This is a genomic window from Rhizobium sp. T1470 (assembly GCF_042140505.1).
GTDB classification, from domain to species: Bacteria; Pseudomonadota; Alphaproteobacteria; order Rhizobiales; family Rhizobiaceae; genus Rhizobium; species Rhizobium favelukesii.
This window is the reverse complement of record NZ_CP148092.1, coordinates 1,166,798-1,193,475: the sequence shown is the minus strand read 5'-3', so window position 1 is coordinate 1,193,475 and position 26,678 is coordinate 1,166,798. Positions and strand designations below refer to the sequence as shown.

Here is a 26,678-nt window from a genome sequence, read left to right as displayed (position 1 = left end):
AGTCTCTTCACAGACCATAGGTTTGGGAGGATCGAAGATGGCGCAGGCAACCGCGGTTTTATTGCGTGGCAGGAACGCACCCGACGAGGGAGTGGACTGGCAACGCGTTACCTATCTCCTGCATCTGTCGCGCATCCTTGACGAGATGGAGGAAACCCGGCTCGTTCCCGAGAAGAAAGTCCTTTATCAATTCTCCGCCCGCGGCCATGACATGGCGCAGATCATGCTTGGTCTGCACCTGACGAACCGCCACGACGCTACCTGCGGCTACTATCGGTCGCGCCCGCTGCTTTTGTCGCTCGGCGTCGACCCGGCCGATGCGCTCGGCTCGGCGATGGGCCGCGCCGGCGGCTATTCCGATGGCCGCGATATCGGCGTGGTCTTCAACTATCCAAACCACAACGGCGCTTCGGCTCTGCCGATGTGCGGCGGTGTCGGAGCCCAGTACACGCCGACGGCTGGCTGGGCCCAAGCGCTCCAATATTACGCGACGGTGTTGGGGGAGCATGACTATCGCGATGCGATCGCCGTCGTGCTGGGTGGCGACGGTTCGGTCGCATCGAACGGCTTCTGGTCTGCGCTGACGATCGCCACGACGCAGACGCTGCCTATGTTGTTTTACGTCGAGGATAACGGCTTCGGAATCTCGGTCCCTTCCAACGTGCAGACGCCCGGCGGAAACATCGCCGCCAATCTCGCGAGCTGGCAGGGCCTGACGATCTTTGAAGGCGATGGGTGCGATCCCGCCACGGCCGCGCGATTGACGCAACAGGCAGTCGGTTTCATTCGCGAGCGTAAAATGCCTGCCCTTTTGCGGCTCACTGTCCCGCGATTGGAGGGGCACAGCTTCCAAGACACCCAGTCATATAAGAGCGAAGCGCTCGTCAAGGCGGAATGGGCTCGCGATCCGCTACCACGGCTTCGAGACTACCTGGTACCGTCGGTGATGAGCGCGGACGAGTGGGAAGCCTGCCGGCTTGAGGCGGCTGACATTGCAGAACGAGCGCGCGCCGAGGCTGAAAACCGTGTTGTTGCCGCTCCCGAAACGGTCACCCGTCATGTGTTCTTCGACGGAGACATGCAGGCGATGGGTGGTCAGCATAGTGACGGCTACCATGCCCCCGATTGCAGCGACGAGGCGTCACCGGACGGCCAGCGTATCAATATGGTCACGGCGATCAGGCGTACACTTGACCACGAACTGACCATCAACAAGCGTGTGGTGCTGTTTGGCGAGGACATCGGCCCGAAGGGCGGCGTTCACGCTGTCACGCTGGGACTACAGGACAAGTTCGGCAAACAACGGGTGTTTGATACCTCGCTCTCGGAGGAAGGCATCGTCGGGCGCGCCGTCGGCATGGCGCTTGCCGGGCTTGTTCCGGTTCCCGAAATTCAGTTCCGCAAATATGCCGAGCCGGCGGCGGAACAGATCAACGATTGCGGCACGATCCGCTGGCGCACCAACAACCGATTCGCAGCGCCCGTCGTGCTGCGCATGCCCGGCGGTTTCTTCAAGTGCGGCGACCCATGGCACAGCCAGACGAACGAGGTCGCCTTCGTCCACCAGCCGGGTTGGAAGGTCGCCGTTCCCTCGAACGCCGAAGACGCCGTCGGGCTATTACGGACCGCCCTGCGCGGCAACGATCCTGTCATCTTCTTCGAGCATCGCGCCATGCTCGATCATCCGTGGGCACGCCGCCCTTACCCAGGTGACAACTACGCCCTGCCCTTTGGCAAGGCACGCTTTACGCGCAAGGGCAATGCCATCTCGATCGTGACCTGGGGCGCCATGGTTCCCCGCTGCGAGGAGGCGGCGGAAGGCATCTCTGCCGATGTGATCGATCTTCGCACGCTGATGCCCTGGGACCACGCGAGCGTTGTTTTGTCGGTCCGTCGCACCCGACGGTGTCTTATCGTCCATGAGGATCTTGGAACAGGCGGCTTCGGTGCCGAGATTGCCGCAGTCGTTGCCGACGAGGCCTTCATGGATCTCGACGCACCGGTGTCGCGTTTGACGATGCCCGATATCCCAAGCCCGCACAATCCGGCCTTGCTCGACTGGGCGGTGCCGTCGGTTGACCGCATCAGGCAGAAAATCACGGCCCTCGTGGAGTACTAGAACATGGTCGATTTTTCCGAAGTTCTCGTGCCCGTCGAACAGGAGGGAACGAAGGCAGTCGTACGCAACTGGCTAAAGCAACCAGGCGAGATCGTCGCCCTCGACGATCCCCTCGTCGAGCTCGAAACGGACAAGGTCACACAGGAGATTTCTGCCCCCGCGGCAGGAATCCTCGACGAGATCGTCATGGCGTCAGGCATGGATGCAGCGCCCGGCGCGGTTCTCTGCCGCATTCGTCTGAGGCCAAGCACCGCCGGAGATGAGCATGCGCCCGATACTCCACCCTTGCCACCTGGCGAGACTGGCAATGAGAGCGGCGACCGCTTCTCGCCGGCAGTTCGCAGTGCTGGAGAGCAATACGGCATCGATCCGGCTGAGGTCGTCGGCACTGGCAGGGATGGACGCGTTACGCGTATGGATATGGATGCGGCATTCGCGCGGAACCAGAAGATAGAGCGCGATGAGACGCCATCGTCCGGGCGCATCCCGACCAGCCCCGATCCGGGCATGCTCAACCGCGATCAGATCACTCACCGCTCGCACATGGTTGCTCATACTCCCATGCGGCTTTCCATCGCGCGGCACATGCTGGAATCGGCTACGACCGCCCCACATGTCACGGCAATCTTCGAGGCCGATTTCACCGCGATCATCAAGCATCGCGAGAAGAGCAAGGCGGTATTTGGCGCCGACGGCATCAATCTTTCCTATACGGCCTACCTCATCGCTGCCTGCGTTGCGGCGACGCGGGCTGTGCCGGAGATCAACAGCCGCTGGCATGACGATCATTTGGAGATCTTCGACGATATCAACATCGGCGTCGGCATGGCACTTGGCGACAAAGGCCTGGTCGTTCCGGTCGTTTGGCACGTGCAGGACCTCTCGCTGTTGGCGATTGCCGCCAAACTTCAGGACCTGACCAATCGTGGGCGGGCTGGCGGCCTCACCAACGCCGATATGCGCGGCGGCACCTTCACGATCTCAAACCACGGGGTGTCAGGCTCCCTGGTCGCGGCACCCGTCATCATCAATCAGCCGCAATCGGCAATCCTTGGCGTCGGAAAAATGGAAAAGCGCGTTGTCGTACGAGAGGTCGATGGCGTCGATACGATCCAGATTCGACCGATGGCCTATGTCTCGTTGACGATTGATCATCGCGCACTCGACGCTCATCAGACAAACGCCTGGCTGACGCGTTTTGTCGAGACCCTGGAAGGCTGGCAAGCATAGCGCCGGCGGCATCGTGGCCTATGGGCGCTAGGTCGGCGCGCCGCACACCTTCCAGTTTACCTCCTGCAGAAAGCTCGCGGTCCATCGGCTTGTGCACTGGCGCTGCCAGCGACTGCATTGTCCCCTCCCGGCTCCTGCAGACTTGACGAGACGTACCTGTCGTAACGCATGCTATTGCGATTTGATACAGGTCGTCCATCAGCACGTTTTCATGTACGTGTTGCAGGATCGTTGCGAGGCAAGCGCAGCTCGTCACCAACCAACGTTAAAACAGCTTTCCTGTTGCTATTGGCTCCAGAACCACGACTTGCCAATCTCGGCAGAGGCCTCCTGCGGCGTGATCCCGATGTCCTTGAGCTGGTCTGCCGTCAGTTGCGCGAGAGCCTGACGGCCGCGGCGCTTCTCCAGGCGACAACCCAAAAACTCAACTGCGCGACTGATGAAGCCTCGCGGCGAAGCGACATTGCTTTTCCAATCCAGTTCCAGGTCAGTTGACATGTCATACTCCGCATCGTCCGCCGATCCGCGCCATGTGATTAGCGCAACACCAACAGATAAGACTCGCCAACACCTAGAAGGAAGGTTATGGTTCAAATACAAACCATAAGGATTTCTTATATTGCTTAATATCGACCAGCTCGCTTCTTTTGTGAGCGTGATCGATCTGGGAAGCTTCACGGCGGCGGCCGACAAGATTGGCCTCACTCAGCCGGCCGTCAGCCTGCAGGTCAAGTTGCTCGAACAGCGGCTGGGGGTTCGGCTGATCGAGCGCGTCGGGCGACGCGCGCAACCATCGCCGGCCGGCGCGGATCTCCTCGTTCACGCAAGGCGCATCCTTGAAGACTGTGCGGCAGCAACTGATGCAATGACGCCATATCAGCAGGGCTCGGTCGGCCGGGTCAGGATCGGCAGCGGCGGAACGGCCTCGATCCACCTGCTTCCGCGCGCAATCGCGGCCGCCAAGAAGCAAATGCCGGGGCTTGAGATCATGGTCCGGATCGGCAACACCGATGAGGTTTTACGCGACCTCGAAGCCAATGCGCTCGAGCTCGCCGTCGTTACCCTCCCCGCCTCGGGCAGGTCGCTGGAAATCGAGCCTTTCTATGAGGACGAGTTGCTTGCAGTGGCGCCCAAGGGCAGTGAAATGCCGGAAGGCGGACCCGACGCCGACTTTCTCAAAGACAAGGTTCTCATGCTCTACGAGGGTGGCAACACACGCACTGTCACGGATGGCTGGTTCGCAAAGGCCGGCGTCCGGATACAGCCGACGATGGAGTTCGGCAGTGTTGAAGCAATCAAGGAGCTGGTCGCCGCAGGATTGGGCTGGTCGCTACTGCCTGCGCTCGCGCTGAAACAGGACCGCGCAGGGTTCCTCACGACCTCGCCTGTCAGGCCGCGCTTGGCCCGCCAGCTCGGCATCGTGTTGCGTCGGGACAAGCACCTCACCAAAGGACTGCGGGAGGTTATCAAGTGTCTGCGGGGATTTGGCGAACTGCAGCCGGCCTCTTTCCGGCGATAACCAAATCGCGGGTCTCCGACCAATTTCGCATCGCTTTTGCCAACGTGTATGAATGTGTCAACAGCAAGCGCGGATTGCGGTCATTAGTCCGTTAGGATGACTGCAAGGCGGGCCGTTTTGCATAGAGCGCGCATCCACAGTCTCAGGAGTGTGTGCAATACTGCCCTAGGGTAGCGTTTTTGATTGACTGCAACACTCCATGCGCTAGCTCTTATACAAACAGCTGATTCAATATTGGCAGGATACATCGAAGAACTTAGGCGCGGCGCAATGAGGAGATCCAACCCATATGCCAGAAGGTCGTGCGAGTTGGCCCAAGCTGGTTCCACAGGGATCCGAATTCCTCCGCCGCGCCGACGCGGCTTTCTCGCTCTGGGATCTCGACCTCGTCCTTGTCGACTGGTCTGAGAAATTTAAGCGGCGCGGGGGTTTCAACGAGCAAGCGGCGACAAAATTGTGGGACGTTTACCCTGCGCTGGCAAATCCTCCGGCCGCTGACATTGTCCGGCTCGTCGTCAACACTGGCAGGCCGCAATCCATCCGGCTGGGCATATCGACCGATGACCGCTACGATCTGCTGCTGCTGCCTGCCAGGGAGGGTCTGGCGGTCGTCGAGATCAGCGGCGCCGATCTCAATGAAACCACACGTGCGCAGGAGCAGGAACGAGCCCTGCTTCTGCACCAAGCAACCCATGACGTGCTGACCGGACTGCCCAATCGCCGGCAGTTCAGCGACGAATTGGGGCGGCTGCTTCCCACCGGTGACAAGAGCGGTCTTGCACTGATGCAGATCGATCTCGACGACTTCAAGCCAGTGAACGACACGCTTGGGCACGGCGCTGGAGACATTGTTTTAAAGCTCGCCGCCAACCGGATCCGAAGCGTGCTTGGCACGGACGAGACGGCCTTTCGTCTCGCCGGTGACGAATTTGCTGTGATCCAGATTGCGCAAGAGCAACCAAGCGAGGCTGAGCGACTGGCCGAGGCGCTGGTTGGCGAATTCAAGAAGCCATTTGTGGTGGATGGCATTGCTGTCTTCGTGGGAGCCAGTGTCGGCATTGCGATTGCGCCACGCGACGGCGACGAGGGCGAGCAATTGATGAAAGCTGCCGATGTCGCCCTTTATGCGGCCAAAAAGGAAGGACGCCGCCGCGCACGAACCTTCGATCAAAGTATGTTGCTGGTGCTAGAGCAACGGGAAGTGCTGCGACGCAGCCTGAGGGTGGCGCTTCAGCACGGTGAATTTTTCCTCGAGTACCAGCCGATCGTTGACCACGCGCGCGCCGTCATTGGCTTTGAAGCCTTGTTGCGCTGGCGTCATCCGAGGCTCGGCGTGGTTCCGCCGATCGCCTTTATCCCGATGGCGGAAGCCGATGGCCTGATGAGCGAGATTGGCCAGTGGGTGCTTGAGGAAGCCTGTCGAGCAGCGTTGGACTGGCCGGCGCATTATACCGTCGCCGTCAATCTGTCCCCCGCAGAGTTCCTGACTGCAGGCTTCACGGACCGCGTATCGCAAACGCTCGATCTGGTCGGCTTTCCCGCCGAGCGCTTGGAGCTTGAGATCACCGAAACGGTCCTTCTGGAGCGCACGATCAACAACCTCGATACGCTAAACACCCTCAGCGTACTTGGCATCCAGATCTCCCTTGATGATTTCGGAACCGATTATTCATCCTTGAGCTACCTGAAGAACTTTCCGTTCGACAACATCAAGATCGACAAATACTTCATCGACGACCTCCTCGACGACGAGAAGAGCCAGACAATCGTGCGCGCTGTCATTGCACTGTCGCACGGGCTCGGCATGCGCGTCACGGCGGAGGGCGTCGAGACTGCCGAACAAGCCGCGTGGCTGGAGGCTGAGGGATGCGATCGATTGCAAGGCCACTTCCTGAGCCCGCCCATGCATGTTGACCATATTGGACAGTTCGTCGGCCACCGAAAAGGTCGTCGGACCAACGGCGCTGCGCCGGGTCACAGGGGCGGCCCTGGAGGCGTGCAAACGGCAGTTGGACAGGGAGGTTCCGGTTGAAAAGGCAGGAAGCGATAACAAACACAGCTTTCGAGCAGCTGCTCAAACTGGAAATCGAAATGGCAACCTTCACGGCCGACTGGCTGCATTGCGACCAGCTGTCGAATTATATCGCCCGCATGGTCAGCCACAATCGCCGTGATCCGCTGCGCCACTCCAACCTGCTCTCTTCGGCTCTCAACGAACTGCTTGAGATGTCGTTTCGCTCCGACGCGCAAGAGGGCGAGCTGGTATGCGATCTCTATCGTCATGAGCAGACAGAGCGAATCGAGTTGAGCTTTCCCTGCCCGTCACAACAGCGACGCTTTTACTTTGAGCTCGTTGACGGTCTGAACGACGGTGAAAAGCTGGCAAACTACGTGAGGGTCATCGCCGACGAAACTGCTCCCATCGCGCAAGCGGTGCTATTGGGATTGGCGGTCAACTATGACGCGGACATAGAACTACGCGCTTCGGCTGCCGACGCCCTCACCTTCGTTGTCGACCTGCCGCTCGAGAGGCTCCTCAATTGACCGCGAATAGTTCTTCACACGTCTTCACGACGCAATTCGACGCCAGCAATCAGGAGTTTGTCGCCACCGGTGTTTTCCGACCGCGTTCGATCGCCGACATTGCCGATGAGCTCTTGCTGCTGCGAGACAAGATTGAAACGGTCCAAGGGGTTTTCTACGTCAACCTGAAACGCGTCACCCACATGAACAGCACGGCGTTCCGCGCCCTGGCGCGCGTCCTCGTCGACGCCTCCCGCTCGAGGCCGGAGCTCAAGATCGTCGTTGTCGCATCGAGTGTTGTCGCATGGGCGACGCAAATGTTTCGGCACCTGAGCGAACTCTCGCCCAATATCTCGATGGAGATCTACGATTCTGCCTTCTATCCCGGCCAGACATTTGTCGAGAACCAGAGCTTCATCCCGATTCTGCGGACTCAAACGAAAATGACCTGGCGTCACGAACGGGAAATCCTGCCGCGGCACGGCCTTCGCAACGGCATGGTGATCGCCGACATTTGCTGCGGCATCGGTGATTTCGTGATGCTTGTGAGGAAGGAATTCAATCCGGCCAGAATCGTCGCCCTCGACCACTCCGCGGCAAGCCTCGACTATGCGCGCTCCGTTGCGGAGGAGTTTTGCGTTCGCGATATCGAATACACGTATGGTGATGCATCCCAAACGCTGTTCGAAAGCGATCAGTTCGATTTCGTGACGTGCCGGCACTCCTTGCAGATCTTCGACCGCCCGGAGCTTCTCCTCAGAGAACTCTACCGGATCTGCAAGCCGGGCGGCAGGGTCTACATCACCAACGAAAAGAACTCCCATTGCCTGGGCGAGCCGCGCGCCGACAGCATCCAATGGACCTACAACGAGGTAGCCAAGCTCTTTCGCCATTTCGATATGGACGTCGAAATGGGGCCAAAGGGTTCCCGCCTGCTGCTGGATACCGGCTTCGAGGATGTGAGGATCGAAAGTTTCATGGTCACCAACCTCGACGGCGATCCGCAGGAGTTCGCCGATGTCATTGAAGCATGGGAGGATGTGTACGCAGGCGAGATGTCTGTCAAACGAGGAGATTCTCCGGAGTTCATTGAACGGTTCAGGCAGGGGTTCAGGGATCACATCTTCGCTGCGCTTCATCCGCGAGGCTATTCCGGCTGGCCAATCTGGGCGGCGTCGGGGCAAAAACCGCTATGACCGTTTCTCCACTAAAGCCAGGCCTCGGATTGCGCTCGTTTCGGACGAAATTCATGATTGTTGTCGGTGGCGCCGTGCTATTTGATCTTCTGGTCAGCGGCGGCCTGGCGCTTTGGAACGTGCAGCGGCTATCACGTGACGCAACCACCCAGGTTGGCCAAGGTCTTGAAAAGGCGAGCCAGGACTATATCCGCTCCTCCAGCGATTCCACGGCCGCGCAGGTTGGCCTGCTTTTGGACCAGGTGCATTCAGACGTCAAAGCGTTAGCCGGCGTGCTCCAGGGCCAGATCGATCGACCAATCAGGAACGACGCGGTCGGCGCGGCCATGGCAAGGGCTGACCCCGGCGCAGTGACGGTGAGTTTCAACATGAGCGGCAATTGGGCGCAAAACCTTCCAGGTTCGCCGTCCGTCGTCAGCGTCTGGGGCTACCTGCTCGACAAGGATCATCATCCGCTGCCGCAAGTGCAGACCGATATCGAAACCAGCACCGTCCTTGATCTCGTTGCGCCAAACCTTCTGCGCACAGGCGCCTCCAAACTCCAGATGTACTACATCGGCCCGAAGGAGCGGCCGATCTTCAGAACAGCCCCTTATACCGATCAGGCGCAGACATTCGACCGGCTCTATCCCGGCCATAATGACGCGAACTTCTGGGATTTCTTCTTTCCGGGCATTTATGAGTCATGGCAGCAATGGGCGCGAGAGCCCGCGTCACGCCCCGTTGCCGAAAACATCACGCAGACCGCTCCTTATACCGACGCCATTACGGGAAAGCTGATCGTCAGCTTCTTCCACCCTCTTTGGACGGCCGATCGACGCGGCGTGGCGGGAACTGCCGGCGCCGATATTACCCTCGATCAGCTTGCTGAAATTGTCGAACACGTGAAAGTCGCAGAAAGCGGTTTCGGCTTTCTGGCGATGTCGAACGGCAACGTCGTTGCGATCAACGCGGCCGGAGAGAAGGTCATCGGCCTGCGCGCGGCGAGCGACGCGACCAGCAAGGGGGTAACGGGACTTGATCGCTCGCTGCGCAACAGCGCGCAGAACGCCGTTGCAGCCCTTCCACTCGATACGGACGGCGTCGTCCAGCACATCGCGCTTAAGGAGAATGGCGAGGACGTGCCCTATCTGGTCGTCACCAAACAGCTCCGCCCCTCCAATTTGTGGGTCAACGGTCCGATTCAGCGCGAAGTCATGTCGCTCGGCATTGTCGTCCCCGAGCGAGAGATTTACGCCTCCCTGATCGCCGCCAGGCAGCAGATAGCGCAGGCAACCAACCGCATCCTCATCTATCAGATCCTCGCGGTGCTCGTTTCGCTGCTCATCGTCACGGCCGCGGTATTTGCGGCGTCGAAACGCATTACCAGCGGGATCAGAGCTCTGGCGGGGGCGGCCAAGCGCATCGAGGCGAAGGACTATTCCGTTCGGGTCGACATCCGCAGCAAGGACGAAGTCGCCCAGGCCGGACTCGCCTTCAATCGCATGGCCGAGCAGATCAGCTTCCACACCGAAAACCTTGAAAAACTGGTCGCGGAGCGGACGCAGGAGATCGAGGAGGCGAAGGAAGAAATCTCGGCCTTGAACACGCAACTGAAGAGCGAGAATCTGCGTCTCGGCGCCGAACTCGATGTGGCCCGACACATCCAGATGATGGTGTTGCCACGCGCAGCCGAGCTCCGCGCGGTCGAGCATCTGGAGATTGCCGCTTATATGCGTCCCGCCGACGAGGTTGGCGGCGACTACTATGACGTCCTGCAGAATGGCAGAAGCCTGAAGATAGGCATCGGCGATGTTACCGGCCATGGCCTGGAGAGCGGCGTGCTGATGCTGATGGTGCAATCGGTCGCCCGCGCCTTGCTGGAGGCGGGGGAGACGGACCCTTCGAAATTCCTTGTACACCTGAACCGGGCGATCTTCAAGAACATCGAGCGCACGAGGACCGACAAGCACCTGACCTTGTCGTTCCTTGATTACGATGGCGATCGCCTGACCATTTCAGGGCAGCATGAAGACCTCATCGTCATTCGCCAGACAGGGGAGGTCGAGCGGATCGATACCGGTGATCTTGGACTGCCGGTGGGGCTTGAATCCGACATTTCGCCCTTTGTTGATACTCGCGAAATATCCTTCCAGAAGGGCGACCTGATCGTGCTGCATACGGACGGCGTCACGGAAGCTGAAAATCCGCGCGGCGAACTGTTCGGTATCGATCGGCTTTGCCAGAGCGCGCGGCGCCTGTACGGCCAAACGGCCGAAGAGGTAAAGGACGGCATTATCGAGGGCCTGATGGCCTATATCGGAACGCAGAAAATACATGATGACATCACATTAGTTGTGATGCGGCATAGGTGATGACATGACGGTCGTGCTCTTTGGGCAAGAACACCTCGCCTTCTCTGACACCGCTCACGCAGTCAGACTTCTATTGCTTGATGGTCCGCTTGATCTTGCCTGGAAGCACTCTGGAATGACGTCTGATTTCATCGCCGAGATGATGGCGCCGAGATTTCGTCCATCGAGGCGGCTCTACAATCAACTCAAGCAGGATATCGGCTATCTCGCAAACGAACTGATCGAGAATGCCATAAAGTTTCGCGCGCGCGGAGAAGTCGTGGTGGAGGCGCTGGCGCAGACGGATTGTGTTCGGCTCCGGGTTTCCAATTTTATCGACAGCGAAACGGCTGCCCGATTCCAGCGGCTGCTGGTGAATGTGACGAGCGGCGATCCCGGCGACCTGCTCATCCGACAGATCGAGGCAAGTGCCACGGCCACGACCGGAGCCACTTCCGGACTGGGTTTGTTGACCCTGATGAGCGACTACGAGGTGCAGTTTGCCTGGCTCTTCGAGGAGGACAGCGTTCACGAACGAACAAGAATTGAAACCTATGCCGCGATGGCAATTCCGGCATGAAACGGCAAGAGGTGCGCCATGGAAATTAGAGAAGAAGCCTACCGTGTCTGGTCCGAAGGCAGCACCGTCTTTTTCGACGGGACAATGCGGCTGGCAGGTCCTGATGCCTACGCGCCTATCCATGCGCTCGCCATGAAGGCGCTCGAAGGTGGGGGCGGCAAAACGACGTTGGACTTGACGGGCCTGGAGTTTCTCAATTCCTCCGGCATAAACCTGCTCGCCAAGCTGACGATCGAAGCGCGCAACCGTCCGGACATTCATTTGACCGTGCTGGGGTCATCACAGATTTCGTGGCAGATGAAATCGCTGCCCAACCTGAAAAAGCTGCATCCCGGCGTGGATCTGAGAATGACCTGACGGTGTAGGAACTGATGTGGAACGAAGCGCGCTTGCCTGATGGATGATGGAGACCGAATTGCAAGACGACGAACGATCTCGCCCCTTTCCAGCCCAACCCGATGACGGGGCACGCGACGATAGCAAGGCTGCGCAGAGCGAACGCCGCCGCTTTCCTCGCGAGACGAAATCGACGGCGGAGCAACCGGCACCTTCGCCAGCATTGCAACCGTTGCGGTTTTCCACGCGCGACCTCGATCCGGCACAGCAATTTGCCGCCTGGCAGTCTTACGTCGCGCCGCTTGTCGACGTCCGGCGCCCGGATAATTCTCCCCCAGATGCGGGTTTTGGAGCCGATCACGCAGCCTGGAATCTCGGCGGCATGCTCATTATTCAACAAAGCACCCCCGCCCATAGCTATATGCGTTCGGAAGCGAAGGTCAGGTCAAGCCCCATCGATCACTGGCATATCTCGGTCCTGCGCAACGGCCGAACATGGACGGAGGTCGGCGGGCACGTCTCCGAGGGCGAGCCTGGGAAAGTCGAATTGCGGAGTTTGGGACATCCCTTTCGCGGTCGATCGACGGACGCCCAGACGCTATCCCTTTATCTTCCCCGCGAGCTGCTTCATCCCGCCTCAACCGAGATCAGAAACAACATCGCCCTTTCCGGAACGCGTGCCAAACTGCTAATCGACTATCTGGACGGCGTCGAGGCACAGCTGGCGCAGCTGGCAGAAGCGGATCTTGCGCACGTGGTCCAGACCATCCGCGACATGATCCTGACCAGTGTTTCATCGTCACCAGCATATTTCTCGTCCGCAGAGCCACACAACAGCTTGCCCCTTAAGGATCGCGTCTACCGCTTCGTCCAGCACAATTTGATGTCGCCCGACCTGACAACCGACCGTTTGTGCCGGGAATTGGGCGTCTCCCGCACCCGCCTCTACCAGGCTTTCGAGCCGGACGGCGGCGTGCATCACTACATTCAGCGCCGCCGACTTCTGGCTGCACACGCCGCATTGAGCGATACGGCCAACCGGCAACAAATCGTTGATATCGCCTTTGCGGCCGGTTTTTCCTCTGCCGCACATTTCAGCCGTGCCTTCAGCAAGGAATTCGGCTACAGCCCGCGCGAGGCGAGAAACGTGGCCGTGCCGTCTTATCTCGGGCACCCGGTCGAGCCGGCGTCCGAGGCAGAGAGCGCTCAATCCTTCGACAAGTGGCTGAGAACGCTCGGGCACACCCGCCGCGCCTGATCGCTGCCAATCCTGTCGCGATAAAGCGTTGGTCGCCAGGACGCCGAAGGGCGACAATCCCCTCCCCGTCTGTCGACTCTGATCGGCCGCGTCACGCCCGGCATCCGTGTGCCAAAATCAATCACGCGCGAAAGCGGCTGGACACTACCAGAGGCCGCAGAAATGGACGCTGCTGCAAGTTTCTGGATGCGCAGCTAACGACAGGTGCCCCGTAAGCCCTTAATAAAGAAGCATAATCGCAATGCAGTCAATCAGACGGAACGCATGGCAAATGCGCTTCCTTCATAAATAAAGCAACTTTCAGGGGCATATCATGGAACCGACCAATCCTACGATCCAGATCAGCAATCCTCGATATCCTGCGAATGATCCATACCGCGTTGTCGAGCGCGAGGAAGTCCTTGCTCAGGCCTTTCGAGCTTTCGTCCAGCGAGCCGTTGCTGCGGGTTGGAAGGAATCGGAGGTCGCTCTGACTTTGGCCGACATCGCTGACGACTATGTAATGGCTCTCGCTCGAAGGGTTAAGGCAAACTAGTACCGAGTACCGTCCGCGCGTCGCAGCTGGGGCGAACGCGGACATGCCAGCATCCCTTCAACCGGCCCGGGGCCCACCGCTTCCAGATAACGCGAAGCGGTGGGCCTCGGTCGTTGAGCGGGCGTAAACCGCGACGGCTTGTCGAACTCCTCCCGCTTTGCGCCGGAGAAGGCAGCGATGTTTTCAGGCCAGTTAGCGATCCGGACCCGAGGCCATCTCGGCTGCCGCGGCCAACATGGTCGGCGCCAGAATCGACAATCGAGAGCTGTCATTTGCTTTACAGATACGACGCTGTACAGTCCTGAGGAGCTGATTGGCCGCCGCTCCAAGCTGCCGCCTTTAGAAGGAGGAATGATGTTTCATCATGTTTCTATCGGCGTGTCCGATCTTAACCGTGCGCGCCAGTTCTACGACGCTGCACTTGAACCTTTGGGCTATATGAGGCTTTCCACGAGTGACAAGTGGCTGGGCTACGGCGCGGAACAACCACAGCTTTGGATAAAACTCGCCGAACGCCCGGTCGTGGCCGATATGGAGTCGGGACTGCACTTCTGTTTTGTTGCCGACAGCGAGGAAAGTGTCAGGGGCTTTCATGCAAAAGCTACCGTCAGTGGCGGGACGGATAACGGCGAACCGGGAATACGTCCCGAGTACGGATCCTTCTATTACGCAGCGTTCGTCATCGATCCGGATGGCTACCGTCTGGAAGCCTTTTTCCATCGCCCTGAATGACGGCCCATGGCGCGGGCCGCTTGAATGACACTGATCGCAAGGTAACCGCATGTCGCCACACCTTGAGCCCGCCCGTCCTCACGCACCTTCAGCAGTGATTTGGGTAGGCTTCATTGCGATGTGCGTCGGCATGTTCATGGCGATCCTGGACGTCCAGGTCGTCGCGACATCTCTTCCGACCATCCAGCAAGCCATCAACATCGACCCCGACCAGATGAGCTGGATCCAGACCGTCTACCTCATCGCGGAGGTGGTCGCCATACCATTGACCGGCTTGCTGACGCGCGTCTTGACGATGCGGTGGCTCTTCGTCGCTTCAATAGGCTTGTTTGTTGTTGCTTCGGCTGGTTGTGCGGCGAGCAGTGACTTCAGCGAACTGATTGCTTGGCGCGTCGTCCAGGGCTTCTCCGGCGGGACGCTGATCCCGGCAGTGTTTTCAGCTGTCTTCATCCTCTTTCCAAATGAGCGGCAGGCGATCGCAACGACAATTGCGGGCGTGCTGGCTGTCTTGGCACCGACGGTTGGGCCGATCATCGGCGGCTGGCTGACGGCGACTTATTCCTGGCACTGGCTGTTCCTCATCAATATTGCTCCTGGTATCGTCTCGGCGCTCGTGGCGTGGCGGTTTCTGCCGCTGCAAAAAGGCGATACTTCCGAACTCCGGCATCTCAATGGTGCTTCGCTCGTCATGATGGCGCTGGCGTTGACGAGCCTCGAATTGGGACTGAAGGAGGCGCCCACAAGCGGCTGGATCTCGCCATATGTTCTCAGCCTGCTGGCAGTCAGCCTCGTATCGGGAGCCGCATTCGCAAGCCGGTCGCTGGGCAGAATGCGCCCGATTGTCGAACTGCGTCATTTTCGCGATCGAAATTTCCTCGTCGGTTCAGCCCTCAGTTTCGTGCTCGGGATCGGCCTCTTCGGCTCCGTCTATCTCATGCCGGTTTTCCTTGCCTTCATCAGAGGACACAATGCACTGGAAATCGGGACCACGATGCTGGTCACAGGTATCACGCAGTTGATCACCGCACCGATCGCAGTTGCGCTGGAGAAGCGAACGGATCCGCGCCTGCTCTCGGCATTGGGGTTTGCGCTATTTGCGATCGGCCTGGCGATGAGCGCATTCCAGGATCCCCGGTCCGACTACGACGCCATGTTCTGGCCCCAGGTCGTGCGCGGTGCAGCGATCATGTTTTGCCTTCTCCCGCCCACGCGCTTGGCGCTCGGAACCCTGCCAGCGGCGCAGGTCCCTGATGCAAGCGGGCTCTTCAACCTGATGCGCAACCTTGGCGGAGCAATCGGCATCGCATTGATCGATACGATCATCTATACGAGGTCGGAGCCCCTCGCGCAGACATTATGGGATCGGTTGCGTGCCGGCGACACAGCTGCCGCAGCGTTCGTCGGGGCGCCAGCCGGCACGATTGCGGGCAGTGCAGGCGGCGGCTTCAGCCCCGACACAATCGCAGCGCTAGATCCGCTGGTGCAAACGGCAGCAAGCGTCCAAGCGATCAACGAGGCGTGGCTCATCGTTGCCATCCTGACAGGCTGCGCACTGCTCTTCTTGCCATTCGCAAGACCGGTCGCTCCACCGCAATAAGAGCGGCAAGGCCTTTTCCGGGCCGCATTCCTCACTGGTTCGGCGGTTCTCGGGCCATGGGGACGACGTCTTCGGGGCTTCGGCTGCCTGACGTCTCGATTTTCTGCGACCTTGATGAGGAAGGTGTTCATCCGATACGCCGGCGGCAAAGTGTGAACAGAGCGTTCAATCGCCTTTTCATCGCAGATGCCGCTTCCCATGTTATGCCCATCACAATCCCACGGCAGATCCCTGATATCCAACGGGCAAAAATCATGAAGAAAATCGGCTTTCTCTCCTTCGGCCACTGGACGCCCTCTCCCCAATCGCAAACCCGCTCGGCGGGCGACGCGCTGCTCCAATCCATCGACCTTGCCGTTGCAGCGGAAGAGCTTGGTGCCGACGGCGCTTATTTCCGCGTCCACCATTTTGCTCGCCAGCTTGCCTCCCCGTTTCCGTTACTGGCGGCAGTCGGCGCCAAGACGAAGACCATAGAAATCGGCACCGCGGTCATCGACATGCGCTACGAGAACCCTCTCTATATGGCTGAGGACGCCGGAGCCGCCGATCTCATCACGGGTGGTCGCCTGCAACTTGGCATCAGCCGCGGGTCCCCCGAACAGGTCATCGATGGCTGGCGCTATTTCGGCTACCAGCCACAGGAAGGCACAAGCGATGCCGATATGGGCCGTGGCCATGCCGAAGTGTTCCTGGAAGCACTGAACGGCGAAGGCTTTGCAAAACCCAACCCGCGTCCGATGTTTCCGAACCCGCCTGGCCTGCTGCGCCTTGAACCTTATTCGGACGGATTGCGCGAGCGCATCTGGTGGGGTGCTGGGTCCAACACAACCGCCATCTGGGCGGCCACGCTCGGCATGAACCTGCAGAGTTCGACGTTGAAGGATGACGAAACGGGCGAACCCTTTCACGTCCAGCAGGCCGCACAAATCCGCGCTTATAGAAATGCCTGGAAGGAAGCCGGTCACAGCCGTACACCGCGCGTGTCGGTCAGCCGCAGCATTTTCGCGCTCGTCGACGATCGCGACCGCGCCTATTTCGGTCGCGGCGGCAAGGAGCAGGATTCAATCGGCTATATCGATGAGAACACCAAGGCCATCTTTGGTCGGTCCTACGCAGCCGAACCGGACGCGCTGGTCAAACAGCTCGCCGAGGACGAAGCCATCGCCGAAGCCGATACCCTGCTGCTCACCGTCCCCAATCAGCTTGGCGTCGAATACAACGCCCATGTAATCGAGGCGATCTTAAAGCATGTGGCGCCGCCCCTTGGCTGGCGCTAACTGAGGAGTTAAACCATCACATCAACATCGGCATCGTAAATGGGCCCATGACTGTCACAAATCGCCCAAAGGCGGAGGCTCTCGCGAGCGCTATTGCTTCAGTACCAGCACGCTTCGTCCGCTTGTGGTGTCGGCAATCAGCCGGGCGATCTCCTCAGATCTTGCTTGCGGAAAGCTTGCCGTGATCTCGGCACCGGCGCCAGAGAATGTCTCGCTGAGGATGTGCATCCCCTCGAAGGCGGCCAGCCTTGCCTTGAGGATCGCAAGGTCGCAAAAGGCCGCGCGGATCGTTCCTTCCAACGTTGGAACAAGCTCGATGAGCTCGCCAGCCCGCAAGCAGGCGGCGGCCGTTCCACCATAGGCGCGGATTAAACCGCCGGTACCGAGAAGAACGCCACCAAACCAGCGTGTGACGATAACGATGACCTTATCGAGCGACTGGCCGTCAATCGCCTGCAATATCGGCTTTCCTGCGGTTCCGCCCGGCTCGCCGTCGTCGCTGAACCGGTAGGTCTGACCGATGCGCCAGGCCCAACAATTATGGTTGGCGTCGCCATGACAGTGCGCGGCAAGCGCCTCCTTGGCTTCGAGCTCACTGGCGATCGGCATGCCGATCGCCAGAAACCGGCTTCTTTTCACGACTTGCTCGAGGGATATCGGACGTGACAGCGAATACATGACAGCGGTATAGGCCAGCGCGGCAGCCGAGCGAAGATGTCCGACAAAGATTTCATCCGGCAACGGACGGATATGGGGATGGAGATGTCTGCCAGGCACAGCGATGCCGATCCGCACTATTGGGCCGGTATCGAAATCCAGCCTCTCATGTTCGGATGGAACCGACAATAATAGTCGACCGGCGTGGTTGCCTTCAGCACCAGACGTCCCGATTTGCCTGGAGGAATGACCACCTCCCAGTCCCCCTTCACGGTCGCCGTATGGGCAAGGATGTCCTTGTTGATCCATTCGATCGTATCGCCCGGCCTTGCGCTAATCTCGGCGGGCGAAAACATCATCTTTTCGATTGTTACCGTGACGGTTTCCGCCCGCACCGGAACGACACCAATGGTCAACGCAGATACCGCAACGATCCACAGATGCCGTCCCAGCATGTCGATATCTCCTATTTGAGCTCGGCAGCGACGTGTTCGGCGTGCTGCTGGTGGCCTTGGAAGATTTTCAGACCGGTTTCGAGCAGTTCCTTGAGTTCGGCATTGCTCGCCGACGGGATCAACAGCGTCTCGAGAGCGCCGTTGACCTGCTTGTGGTAGGCCACCTCGTTGGCGACATAGGCCTTGTCGAAGCTCGCGCCGTTGAGCGCGGTCAGTTTGGCTCGCTCGTCGGTCGCAGCTTTCGTCAGCGTCTTGCTCGTGTCATTGTCCTGTGGCGTAACCTTGAGCTTCTTGACCAATGCGAGAGCCTGCGTATTCACCGCCTCATGGTCTCGCACCATGTCCTGAGCGAAGGCGACAACCGCCTTGTTTTTGGATTTCGAGATCGCAAGTTTTGCTGCCTCTACGTCGATGACGCCGGCCGTATAGGCGATATGAGCGATCTGCGCGTCCGTCGGCTTGTCTGCGGCCCATGCCGACGGCACAATTCCAAGCAGGCAAATCGCGGTCAGGGTGGCAATCTGTCGAGTATGCATAGGAACCTCCTTCGCCCGAACCGGCAAGGCTGGGCGTTATTTTCTGGAACGCAGATTGGATGCCAGTCCGACCGTTAGGTTCCCGCGGTTAATCGGGAAAACCGAGACGGCTCATCACCGCGCTCGTCAGGCGCTCGCAACGGCGGCCGGCAAAGGGAAATGCGGAAAGGAGCACGGGACCGATCTGCTGGTCGAGGCGCTCGCGCACCAGACGCCTGGCGCGATGCAATCGGGTCTTGACGGTTTGCGCCCGTATGCCAAGTAGCGCCGCCGTCTCCTCGACACTCAACCCCTCGATGACCCTGGCGACAAAGACCGTTCGGTAGATATCGGGCAGAGCATCTGTTGCCTGCTCGACCAGTTGCAAGATTTGCCGTTGCGCCATGGTCCGCTCCGGATCGCCGGTGTTGTCGACAGGGAATTGGACGATCGTCGCTCCACCGAGCTGGTTGGTGGCATTCGCCACGCCCGCGCTCCGCCGCTTTTTGCGCAGACGCCCGAGGGCTTCGTTGATCACGATGCGCGATAGCCAGGTCGCAAGCGACGCGTCTCCGCGGAAGCGATTAAGATGGGCAAATCCCAGCACATAAGGTTCCTGAACAACGTCCTCCGCTTCGCTGTCGTTGCGAATGATGCTTCTTGCGAGGCGATAGAGCCTCTGATTGTGGGCCTTCATGATTGCGCGAAACGCATGGCGATCGCGGGCGACCGCGCGCCGTGCCAGCTCGACATCGGCGAGCGTATCGAGTGCTTCGGCCCGATCGGTTCGAATGTGCGACATCTTCATCTCCTTAGCATGACTTTAGATGGAGCTGGATGGCAAAGGTTCCCGAAACTCATGCGCCCGCGCCGGGAGCGGCAAGACGCGTTGCGGTGACACATGGCAGCCTGATCGATCTGGCGCGTTGCCCGCGCCCGTTTTTAGGTGAACGCGTTTGACACAGCGCAAAAGGATGCCGACATTGCGTCAATGGCTTTACCGACGCGGCCGCGAGAATGGACCCGACACGGTTTCTGGATGGGATGGACACTATGAATCTCAAGGACCAAACACTCTTTCGTCAGGCAGCCCTGATTGGCGACAGATGGATCGAGGCTGATCCGTCGAACGCGATCGAAGTCAACAATCCGGCGAACAGCGAAATCATCGGCCGCGTGCCGAAGCTTGGCGCGGCGGAAACAAAGGCCGCGATCGAGGCGGCACGCGTCGCGCAAAAGGGGTGGGCGGCCCGCACCGCCAAGGAACGCTCCGGCATTCTGCGCAATTGGTTCGAGCTGATGATTGCAAACAAGGAAGACCTCGGTCGCATCCTGACGCTCGAGCAGGGCAAGCCGCTTTCCGAGGCGATCGGCGAGATCGTCTATGGCGCGAGCTTTATCGAATGGTTCGCCGAGGAGGCTCGCCGCGTCTATGGCGACCTGGTCCCTGGCCACCAGCCCGACAAGCGCATCATGGTGATGAAGCAGCCAATCGGTGTGGTGGCCGCAATCACCCCCTGGAACTTCCCGAACGCCATGATCACCCGCAAGGCGGGGCCCGCCTTTGCTGCCGGTTGCGCCATGGTGCTGAAGCCGGCCAGCCAGACACCCTTCTCGGCCATTGCAATTGCAGTGCTCGCCGAGCGGGCGGGGCTTCCGGCCGGGTTGTTTTCTGTCATCACCGGCTCGGCACGTGAAATCGGCGCCGAGATGACCGCCAATCCGACTGTCCGCAAGTTGACCTTCACCGGTTCGACCGAGGTCGGCGCCGAGCTCTACAAGCAGAGCGCTGCGACGATCAAGAAGCTCGGGCTGGAACTCGGCGGCAATGCGCCCTTCATCGTTTTCGACGACGCTGATCTCGATGCCGCCGTCGAGGGGGCGTTGATCGCCAAGTTCCGCAACAACGGCCAGACCTGCGTGTGCGCCAACCGCCTCTATGTGCAGGATGGCGTCTACGACGCCTTTGCCGAGAAGCTTGCAGTGGCGGTCGGCAAGTTGAAGACTGGCAATGGCTTCGACGAGGGGGTCATTCTCGGGCCACTGATCGATCAGCCAGCACTGGAAAAGGTCGAGGAGCACGTTGCCGATGCGCTCGCCAAGGGCGCGAGCGTCGTGCGGGGCGGACAGCGCCATGCGCTCGGCGGCACCTTCTACGAGGCGACGGTGCTCGCCAATGTCACGAAAGAGATGGTCGTTGCACGTGAGGAGACCTTCGGACCGGTGGCGCCGCTCTTTCGCTTCAAGGACGAGGCCGACGTCATTGCGCAGGCAAACGATACCGAGTTCGGCCTGGCCTCCTACTTCTATGCCAAGGACCTCGCCCGCGTTTTCCGGGTGGCCGAGGCGCTGGAATACGGCATGGTTGGCGTCAACACCGGATTGATCTCGACGCCAGAGGCACCGTTCGGCGGCGTCAAGCTCTCCGGCCTGGGCCGTGAGGGTTCAAAATACGGGATCGAAGAATTTATCGAGATCAAATACGTGTGCCTTGGCGGTATCGGTTGAATGCCTGGCACTGGCGCGAGGCCGCAATCCTTACGCTCTTTTGCTATGGACGGCAGGGGGTTTGAGGCTGCCGCCTACCGCAACGTGCCAACCTAAAGTGCGATTTTATTCGCCGACATAGCATTATGTCGACCGAAATGAGGATGTCCATAGCGACAGCGTGATTACCTTAGCCATGGTTATTGCACGTCTTTCGTGCCATATTAGCCATCAGCACTGTTCAACATTTGAGTCGCGATCTGGCGCGAAAATGGAGACGATGAGATGCTACATGGCCTTCCCGAGCCAATTTCGAATTCCCTTAAGTCTTTGAAGGAACGAATACTAGTTTGTGCCGTTTTTTCAGTGAGCGCGCCGACAGGGCGGCAATCCCGTCTTAACCAACCGGCCGCGGGAGAACATCATGCAAAAGGGTGAAAGCGACGTCTTTGATCTTTTCTCGGAGATTTACACAAGCGCCGCGCAAGAAGAACTGAGCCTACAAGAATACCTTCTAGCCTGCCGCGATGACAAAAGCCTTTATGCGACCGCGCAGGAGCGAATGGTCGAGGCGATCGGCGAGCCGACGCTGATTGATACGAGCGCCGATGAGCGGTTGGGCCGGATTTTTGCCAACCGCACAGTCAAGATCTATCCGTCTTTCGCTGATTTCTACGGCATGGAGGATACGATCGAGCGGATTGTCGGCTACTTCAGATACGCCGCGCAAGGGCTCGAGGAACGCAAGCAAATCCTCTATCTCCTTGGGCCTGTCGGGGGCGGCAAATCGTCGCTTGCCGAGCGCCTCAAAAGGCTCATGGAGCTGCGCCCGATCTACACCCTGGCTGTCAATGGCAAAATCAGCCCCGTCTTCGAATCTCCTCTCGGCCTCTTCCATCCGGAACGGATGGCAGGTCTCTTGGAAGACAAGTACGGGATTGCGCAGCGCCGCCTCACGGGTCTGATCTCGCCTTGGGCAACGAAACGGCTCGACGAGATTGGCGGCGATATCTCGAAGTTCAGCGTCGTCAAGCTGACGCCCTCACGACTGCGGCAGATTGCGATCGCCAAGACTGAGCCTGGCGACGAGAACAACCAGGATGTGTCTGCGCTCGTCGGCAAGGTGGACATCCGTCAGCTCGAACATTTCAGTCAGGCCGATCCGGATGCCTATTCCTACAGCGGCGGACTAAACAGGACGACGCAAGGGCTTCTCGAGTTCGTCGAAATGTTCAAGGCGCCGATCAAGGTATTGCACCCGCTGCTGACCGCCACGCAGGAAGGCAGCTATAATGGCACCGAGAACTTTGGCGCCTTCCCGTTCCAGGGGATCGTCGTCGCTCACTCCAACGAGTCCGAGTGGTTGCAATTCAAGAACAACAAGAACAACGAGGCATTCCTCGACCGTATCCTCGTCGTCAAGGTGCCGTATTGCCTGCGGGTCACCGAGGAGCGGCAGATCTACGAGAAGCTGCTTCGAGAGAGCGAACTGGCAAAGAGCCCATGTGCTCCTGAAGTGCTCGAAAATCTCAGCCGCTTCACGGTTGCAACACGCCTCCACGCACATGAGAACTCACCGCTCTACACGAAGATGCGCGTGTATGACGGCGAGAACCTGAAGGACACCGATCCCAAAGCCAAGTCCGTTCAGGAGTATCGCGATGCGGCCGGCGTTGATGAAGGCATGACCGGTATTAGCACGCGCTTCGCCTTCAAGGTTCTTTCAGAAACCTTCAACTACGACACCAAGGAGGTGGCCGCCGACCCAGTGCACTTGATGTACATCATGGAACAGGCAATCCGACGCGAACAGTTTTCCAAGGAAACCGAGGCGCGCTACCTCGATTTCATCAAATCCGAGCTTGCTGCGCGTTACGCAGAATTCATCGGCCATGAAATCCAGAAGGCCTACCTTGAATCCTATAGCGAGTATGGGCAAAACCTGTTCGATCGCTACATCGCATACGCTGATGCATGGCTGGAAGATCAGGATTTCAAGGACTACGATACCGGCCAAATCCTCAACCGCGATATTCTCGACAGCGAGTTGTCGCAGATCGAGAAGCCTGCTGGCATTGCCAATCCCAAGGACTTCCGCAACGAGGTTGTGAAGTTTACGCTTCGCGCCCGTGCCAAGAACCATGGGCGCAATCCCTCCTGGACGAGCTATGAAAAGCTTCGCGAAGTGATCGAGAAGCGCATGTTCGGCCAGGTCGAAGATCTCCTGCCGGTCATCAGCTTCGGCTCCAAGAAGGACAGCTCGACGGAAAAGCAGCACGCCGAATTTGTCCAGCGCATGACGCAGCGCGGCTACACGGTTCGCCAGGTTCGGCGGCTCGTCGATTGGTACATGAGGGTCAACAAGGCCGGTTGACGATGCCGAACCGAGGGATTGGCAGATGCCGAATTTCATCGACCGCCGGCTCAACCCGAAGGATAAGAGCCTCGGCAACCGGCAACGTTTCCTGAAGCGTGCCCGCGACGAACTCAAGCGGGCAATCAAGGAACAGGTCAAGTCCGATAAGATTGCCGACGTGGATGCTGCCCATGGCGTCCCGATGCCGAAGCGTGGTGCAGGAGAGCCGACCTTTCAGCCTGCCTCCGGCAGCGGTGAGCGCGAGTATATTCTTCCGGGCAACAAGGAATACATGGCCGGTGACAAGCTGTCGCGACCGCAAGGCGGCGGCGGAGGAGGAGGCCGCGGCGCCGGCCGCGGCGAGAGTGAGGATGATTTTCAGTTCATTCTATCCCGGGACGAGGTTCTCGACCTTTTCTTCGAGGACCTTGAGCTGCCTGATATGGTCAAGCTGAACCTGAAGGAAACAGTGACCTACAAGCCGCACCGCGTCGGCTTCAGCACGGCCGGCACGCCCACCAACATCAATGTCGGGCGAACCATGCGCAACAGCTACGGCCGCCGCATCGCCTTGCAGCGGCCGAGCGAAGCGGCGGTGAAAACGCTTGGCGACGAGATCGCCGCCCTGGAGGCCAAGCAGGATCTGTCGGCGTCGGACCGGCGTCGCCTGCAGGCGATGCGCGAGGAACTGGCGCAGTTGGAGCGCAGGCGTCGACGCATTTCCTATGTCGATCCGGTCGACATTCGCTTCAACCGCTTCGAGCGCCAGCCGCTCCCCAATGCCAGCGCCGTGATGTTTTGCTTAATGGACGTATCGGCATCGATGGGCGAGCGTGAAAAGGATCTTGCCAAACGCTTCTTCGTGCTGCTCCACCTGTTTTTGACCCGCCGCTACGAGCGGATCGATATCGTCTTCATCCGCCACACCGACGAAGCGCGTGAGGTCGACGAGGAGACGTTCTTCTACAGCAAGCAGAGTGGTGGCACGGTCGTTTCCACGGCCCTTGAGGAAATGCTTCGTGTGATCGAGGAGCGGTATCCGGCTCATTTGTGGAACATTTACGCCGCTCAGGCATCCGACGGCGACAACATCAGCGGCGACTCTGAACGTTGTGCGGCACTGCTGCGCGATCACCTGATGCGTCTTTGCCAATACTATGCTTATGTGGAGATCATCGACGAGCGCGAAACGGAGATCTTTGGAACGACCGACAACGGCACGTCGCTGTGGCGCGCCTATCGCACAGTCGATGGGGAGGTGCCGAACTTTCAGATGACGCGGATCTCCAGACCGGCAGATATCTATCCAGTTTTCCGCAAGCTCTTTACCCGACAGCCTGCCATGCGCACGCGCAAGTAAGGGATGACCGAATGGCGAGACGCTCGAGTTCAGGCCTGCTATTTGACGGCTCCGACTGGAATTTCGCGACCCTTTCGCGCGCCTACGATGCCATCGAGACCATTGCACTCGACGAGTTGGGTTTGGACGTCTATCCCAACCAGCTGGAGATCATTTCCTCGGAGCAGATGTTGGATGCCTATTCCTCAGTTGGCATGCCGCTGATGTACCAGCACTGGTCTTTTGGCAAGCGCTTCATCTTCGAGGATCACCTGTACCGTAAGGGACAGCGCGGTCTCGCCTATGAACTCGTCATCAATTCCAATCCCTGCATCACCTATCTCATGGAAGAAAACACCATGGCGATGCAGACGCTCGTGACCGCGCATGCGGCGTTCGGCCACAATCATTTTTTCAAGAACAACTATCTGTTCCGCCAATGGACCGACGCCGGTGCCATTTTGAGCTACATGGACTTCGCCAAGAAATACATTGCCAAGTGCGAGGAACGGCATGGAGTGAGCGCCGTTGAGGCGATCCTCGATTCCGCCCACGCCTTGATGGACCAAGGTGTCTTTCGCTATCGTCGCCCGCCGCGCCTTTCCTCCGAAAAAGTCAGGGAGCGCGCCCGCGAGCGACTGGAATACGAAGAGCAAACCTACAGCGATTTGTGGCGCACGCTACCCCTGGCAGCCGAAAATCGCAATCCGGAGGATGCCGAACGCGACGCATCGGAACGCAAGAAGGTTCTCAACCTTCCAGAGGAGAACCTGCTCTACTTTCTCGAAAAGCACAGCCTCATCCTCGACCCCTGGCAACGGGAACTTCTTCGGATCGTGCGCGTCATTGCGCAGTATTTCTATCCGCAGCGCCAAACCAAGGTGATGAACGAGGGCTGTGCGACCTTCGTGCATTACACGATCATCAACCGGCTGTTCGATCAAGGCAGGATTAGCGAGGGGGCGATGCTGGAATTGCTGAAAAGCCATTCCAATGTGGTGTTTCAGCCGGCTTTCGATGACCCCCGCTTTCCCGGCATAAACCCCTATGCCTTGGGGTTCGCGATGATGCAGGATATCGAGCGCATCTGCATGAAACCGACGGCGGAGGATCGCGACTGGTTTCCCTCGTTTGCCGGCAATGGCGATTGGCGCGGAACCTTGCTTGACGCCTGGGCGAACCACCGGGACGAATCCTTCATGCTGCAATATCTAAGCCCGGCAATGATCCGCAAGTTCCGATTGTTTCTGCTCTCGGATCGCGCCACCGACAGCTATTGTGAAGTGGCCTCAATCCACAACGAACGTGGCTATTCCACGATCCGCTCAGCCCTTGCCCGCAGCTACGATGTCGGTGCCCGACAGCCTGATATCCAAGTGATCGACGTCGACCTACTTGGCGACCGACAGCTTCGTCTGCAACATAATGTGAAGAACGGCATCCTTCTGGAAGAAAGTACCCGTGATGAGACGCTCGGCCACGTTCGCCACCTCTGGGGCTACGACGTCAGCCTGAGTGGCGTCGATGCTGCAACCGGCAGCGTTCTCTACGAGTGCTCGACAGATGAGATCTGACGCGCGACGTTGGTCGTGGCCGGCGCAGGTACCTGATCGGATTGCCGCTTTGCACGGCTC

23 protein-coding genes are annotated in these 26,678 nt (G+C 59.2%); 18 read left to right on the top strand and 5 right to left on the bottom strand.

Features of this window, described 5'->3' with window-relative positions; translation table 11 throughout:
- The first annotated feature begins 37 nt into the window (after positions 1–37).
- Both WGT02_RS26895 and WGT02_RS26890 read left to right on the top strand, forming a co-directional pair.
- The gene (locus tag WGT02_RS26895) at positions 38–2,119 is read left to right on the top strand and encodes a transketolase C-terminal domain-containing protein (protein ID WP_208247518.1); all 2,082 of its coding nucleotides are present in this window, start codon (positions 38–40) and stop codon (positions 2,117–2,119) included.
- Between the two features lie 3 nt (positions 2,120–2,122).
- A complete protein-coding gene (locus WGT02_RS26890) occupies positions 2,123–3,349 on the top strand; it encodes a dihydrolipoamide acetyltransferase family protein (protein WP_208247516.1) in 1,227 nt (408 codons plus the stop codon).
- A gap of 285 nt (positions 3,350–3,634) precedes the next feature.
- Here WGT02_RS26890 and WGT02_RS26885 read toward each other — a convergent pair whose 3' ends face one another.
- Entirely contained in the window at positions 3,635–3,847 is a 213-nt protein-coding gene (locus WGT02_RS26885) for a DUF1127 domain-containing protein (RefSeq protein ID WP_024316782.1), read from the bottom strand.
- A gap of 121 nt (positions 3,848–3,968) precedes the next feature.
- Here WGT02_RS26885 and WGT02_RS26880 point away from each other — a divergent pair, with 121 nt between their 5' ends.
- The 12 genes from WGT02_RS26880 (at position 3,969) to WGT02_RS26825 (ending at position 17,235) form a co-directional block, all read left to right on the top strand.
- Entirely contained in the window at positions 3,969–4,868 is a 900-nt protein-coding gene (locus WGT02_RS26880; RefSeq protein ID WP_208247514.1) for a LysR family transcriptional regulator, read from the top strand.
- A 289-nt stretch (positions 4,869–5,157) separates the two neighbouring features.
- The gene (locus WGT02_RS26875) at positions 5,158–6,900 is read left to right on the top strand and encodes a bifunctional diguanylate cyclase/phosphodiesterase (RefSeq protein ID WP_024316780.1); all 1,743 of its coding nucleotides are present in this window, start codon (positions 5,158–5,160) and stop codon (positions 6,898–6,900) included.
- Positions 6,897–7,412, top strand: a complete 516-nt coding sequence (locus WGT02_RS26870) for a ubiquinone biosynthesis methyltransferase UbiE (protein ID WP_210363165.1) — start codon at positions 6,897–6,899, stop codon at positions 7,410–7,412. The genes WGT02_RS26875 and WGT02_RS26870 overlap by 4 nt, the downstream gene beginning before the upstream one ends.
- Positions 7,409–8,587, top strand: coding sequence for a class I SAM-dependent methyltransferase (locus WGT02_RS26865; RefSeq protein ID WP_208247512.1), 1,179 nt, complete (start codon positions 7,409–7,411; stop codon positions 8,585–8,587). Before WGT02_RS26870 ends, WGT02_RS26865 begins: the two co-directional genes overlap by 4 nt.
- Positions 8,584–10,941, top strand: coding sequence for a SpoIIE family protein phosphatase (locus WGT02_RS26860; RefSeq protein WP_208247510.1), 2,358 nt, complete (start codon positions 8,584–8,586; stop codon positions 10,939–10,941). The genes WGT02_RS26865 and WGT02_RS26860 overlap by 4 nt, the downstream gene beginning before the upstream one ends.
- Before the next feature lie 4 nt (positions 10,942–10,945).
- Positions 10,946–11,500 carry an ATP-binding protein gene (locus WGT02_RS26855; RefSeq protein ID WP_024316776.1) on the top strand — a complete coding sequence of 185 codons (555 nt, stop codon included), beginning with the start codon at positions 10,946–10,948 and terminating at the stop codon, positions 11,498–11,500.
- Between the two features lie 18 nt (positions 11,501–11,518).
- A complete protein-coding gene (locus WGT02_RS26850) occupies positions 11,519–11,857 on the top strand; it encodes a hypothetical protein (protein WP_024316775.1) in 339 nt (112 codons plus the stop codon).
- Between the two features lie 46 nt (positions 11,858–11,903).
- Positions 11,904–13,094, top strand: a complete 1,191-nt coding sequence (locus WGT02_RS26845; RefSeq protein WP_024316774.1) for a helix-turn-helix domain-containing protein — start codon at positions 11,904–11,906, stop codon at positions 13,092–13,094.
- 313 nt (positions 13,095–13,407) lie between these two features.
- On the top strand, positions 13,408–13,629 hold the full coding sequence (locus tag WGT02_RS26840) for a hypothetical protein (RefSeq protein WP_024316773.1): 222 nt from the start codon (positions 13,408–13,410) through the stop codon (positions 13,627–13,629).
- A gap of 354 nt (positions 13,630–13,983) precedes the next feature.
- Positions 13,984–14,361: a VOC family protein gene (locus WGT02_RS26835; protein WP_024316772.1), complete on the top strand. Its 378-nt coding sequence runs from the start codon at positions 13,984–13,986 to the stop codon at positions 14,359–14,361.
- A gap of 49 nt (positions 14,362–14,410) precedes the next feature.
- On the top strand, positions 14,411–15,958 hold the full coding sequence (locus tag WGT02_RS26830) for a DHA2 family efflux MFS transporter permease subunit (RefSeq protein WP_208247508.1): 1,548 nt from the start codon (positions 14,411–14,413) through the stop codon (positions 15,956–15,958).
- Positions 15,959–16,212: 254 nt separating this feature from the next.
- Positions 16,213–17,235, top strand: coding sequence for an LLM class flavin-dependent oxidoreductase (locus WGT02_RS26825; RefSeq protein ID WP_208247506.1), 1,023 nt, complete (start codon positions 16,213–16,215; stop codon positions 17,233–17,235).
- 90 nt (positions 17,236–17,325) lie between these two features.
- On the opposite strand, the gene WGT02_RS26820 is transcribed toward WGT02_RS26825, so the two are convergent.
- The 4 genes from WGT02_RS26820 to WGT02_RS26805 form a co-directional block, all read right to left on the bottom strand.
- Entirely contained in the window at positions 17,326–17,913 is a 588-nt protein-coding gene (locus WGT02_RS26820; protein ID WP_024316769.1) for a YigZ family protein, read from the bottom strand.
- Positions 17,914–18,029: 116 nt separating this feature from the next.
- On the bottom strand, positions 18,030–18,347 hold the full coding sequence (locus tag WGT02_RS26815; RefSeq protein WP_208247504.1) for a cupredoxin domain-containing protein: 318 nt from the start codon (positions 18,345–18,347) through the stop codon (positions 18,030–18,032).
- 11 nt (positions 18,348–18,358) lie between these two features.
- On the bottom strand, positions 18,359–18,883 hold the full coding sequence (locus WGT02_RS26810) for a DUF4142 domain-containing protein (protein ID WP_024316767.1): 525 nt from the start codon (positions 18,881–18,883) through the stop codon (positions 18,359–18,361).
- Between the two features lie 88 nt (positions 18,884–18,971).
- Complete coding sequence (locus WGT02_RS26805) at positions 18,972–19,664, bottom strand: RNA polymerase sigma factor (RefSeq protein WP_208247502.1); 693 nt, start codon at positions 19,662–19,664, stop codon at positions 18,972–18,974.
- A 251-nt stretch (positions 19,665–19,915) separates the two neighbouring features.
- On the opposite strand from WGT02_RS26805, the gene gabD reads away from it, so the two are divergent.
- From gabD to WGT02_RS26785, 4 genes are all read left to right on the top strand, one after another.
- The gene (gene gabD, locus WGT02_RS26800) at positions 19,916–21,370 is read left to right on the top strand and encodes an NADP-dependent succinate-semialdehyde dehydrogenase (protein ID WP_208247501.1); all 1,455 of its coding nucleotides are present in this window, start codon (positions 19,916–19,918) and stop codon (positions 21,368–21,370) included.
- 403 nt (positions 21,371–21,773) lie between these two features.
- Positions 21,774–23,723, top strand: coding sequence for a PrkA family serine protein kinase (locus WGT02_RS26795; RefSeq protein WP_024316764.1), 1,950 nt, complete (start codon positions 21,774–21,776; stop codon positions 23,721–23,723).
- Between the two features lie 25 nt (positions 23,724–23,748).
- Positions 23,749–25,065, top strand: a complete 1,317-nt coding sequence (locus tag WGT02_RS26790; protein ID WP_024316763.1) for a YeaH/YhbH family protein — start codon at positions 23,749–23,751, stop codon at positions 25,063–25,065.
- Positions 25,066–25,076: 11 nt separating this feature from the next.
- The gene (locus WGT02_RS26785; protein WP_024316762.1) at positions 25,077–26,618 is read left to right on the top strand and encodes a SpoVR family protein; all 1,542 of its coding nucleotides are present in this window, start codon (positions 25,077–25,079) and stop codon (positions 26,616–26,618) included.
- Positions 26,619–26,678 lie beyond the last annotated feature (60 nt).

Bases quoted from the DNA above. Each gene is read 5' to 3' on its own strand.
- WGT02_RS26830 (WP_208247508.1), top strand. From the start codon at position 14,411: ATGTCGCCACACCTTGAGCCCGCCCGTCCTCACGCACCTTCAGCAGTG.
- WGT02_RS26795 (WP_024316764.1), top strand. From the start codon at position 21,774: ATGCAAAAGGGTGAAAGCGACGTCTTTGATCTTTTCTCGGAGATTTAC.
- WGT02_RS26845 (WP_024316774.1), top strand. From the start codon at position 11,904: ATGGAGACCGAATTGCAAGACGACGAACGATCTCGCCCCTTTCCAGCC.
- gabD (WP_208247501.1), top strand. From the start codon at position 19,916: ATGAATCTCAAGGACCAAACACTCTTTCGTCAGGCAGCCCTGATTGGC.
- WGT02_RS26860 (WP_208247510.1), top strand. From the start codon at position 8,584: ATGACCGTTTCTCCACTAAAGCCAGGCCTCGGATTGCGCTCGTTTCGG.
- WGT02_RS26895 (WP_208247518.1), top strand. From the start codon at position 38: ATGGCGCAGGCAACCGCGGTTTTATTGCGTGGCAGGAACGCACCCGAC.
- WGT02_RS26885 (WP_024316782.1), bottom strand. From the start codon at position 3,847: ATGTCAACTGACCTGGAACTGGATTGGAAAAGCAATGTCGCTTCGCCG.
- WGT02_RS26890 (WP_208247516.1), top strand. From the start codon at position 2,123: ATGGTCGATTTTTCCGAAGTTCTCGTGCCCGTCGAACAGGAGGGAACG.
- WGT02_RS26820 (WP_024316769.1), bottom strand. From the start codon at position 17,913: ATGTATTCGCTGTCACGTCCGATATCCCTCGAGCAAGTCGTGAAAAGA.
- WGT02_RS26835 (WP_024316772.1), top strand. From the start codon at position 13,984: ATGTTTCATCATGTTTCTATCGGCGTGTCCGATCTTAACCGTGCGCGC.
- WGT02_RS26810 (WP_024316767.1), bottom strand. From the start codon at position 18,883: ATGCATACTCGACAGATTGCCACCCTGACCGCGATTTGCCTGCTTGGA.
- WGT02_RS26875 (WP_024316780.1), top strand. From the start codon at position 5,158: ATGCCAGAAGGTCGTGCGAGTTGGCCCAAGCTGGTTCCACAGGGATCC.
- WGT02_RS26790 (WP_024316763.1), top strand. From the start codon at position 23,749: ATGCCGAATTTCATCGACCGCCGGCTCAACCCGAAGGATAAGAGCCTC.
- WGT02_RS26785 (WP_024316762.1), top strand. From the start codon at position 25,077: ATGGCGAGACGCTCGAGTTCAGGCCTGCTATTTGACGGCTCCGACTGG.
- WGT02_RS26850 (WP_024316775.1), top strand. From the start codon at position 11,519: ATGGAAATTAGAGAAGAAGCCTACCGTGTCTGGTCCGAAGGCAGCACC.
- WGT02_RS26825 (WP_208247506.1), top strand. From the start codon at position 16,213: ATGAAGAAAATCGGCTTTCTCTCCTTCGGCCACTGGACGCCCTCTCCC.
- WGT02_RS26855 (WP_024316776.1), top strand. From the start codon at position 10,946: ATGACGGTCGTGCTCTTTGGGCAAGAACACCTCGCCTTCTCTGACACC.
- WGT02_RS26840 (WP_024316773.1), top strand. From the start codon at position 13,408: ATGGAACCGACCAATCCTACGATCCAGATCAGCAATCCTCGATATCCT.
- WGT02_RS26805 (WP_208247502.1), bottom strand. From the start codon at position 19,664: ATGTCGCACATTCGAACCGATCGGGCCGAAGCACTCGATACGCTCGCC.
- WGT02_RS26815 (WP_208247504.1), bottom strand. From the start codon at position 18,347: ATGCTGGGACGGCATCTGTGGATCGTTGCGGTATCTGCGTTGACCATT.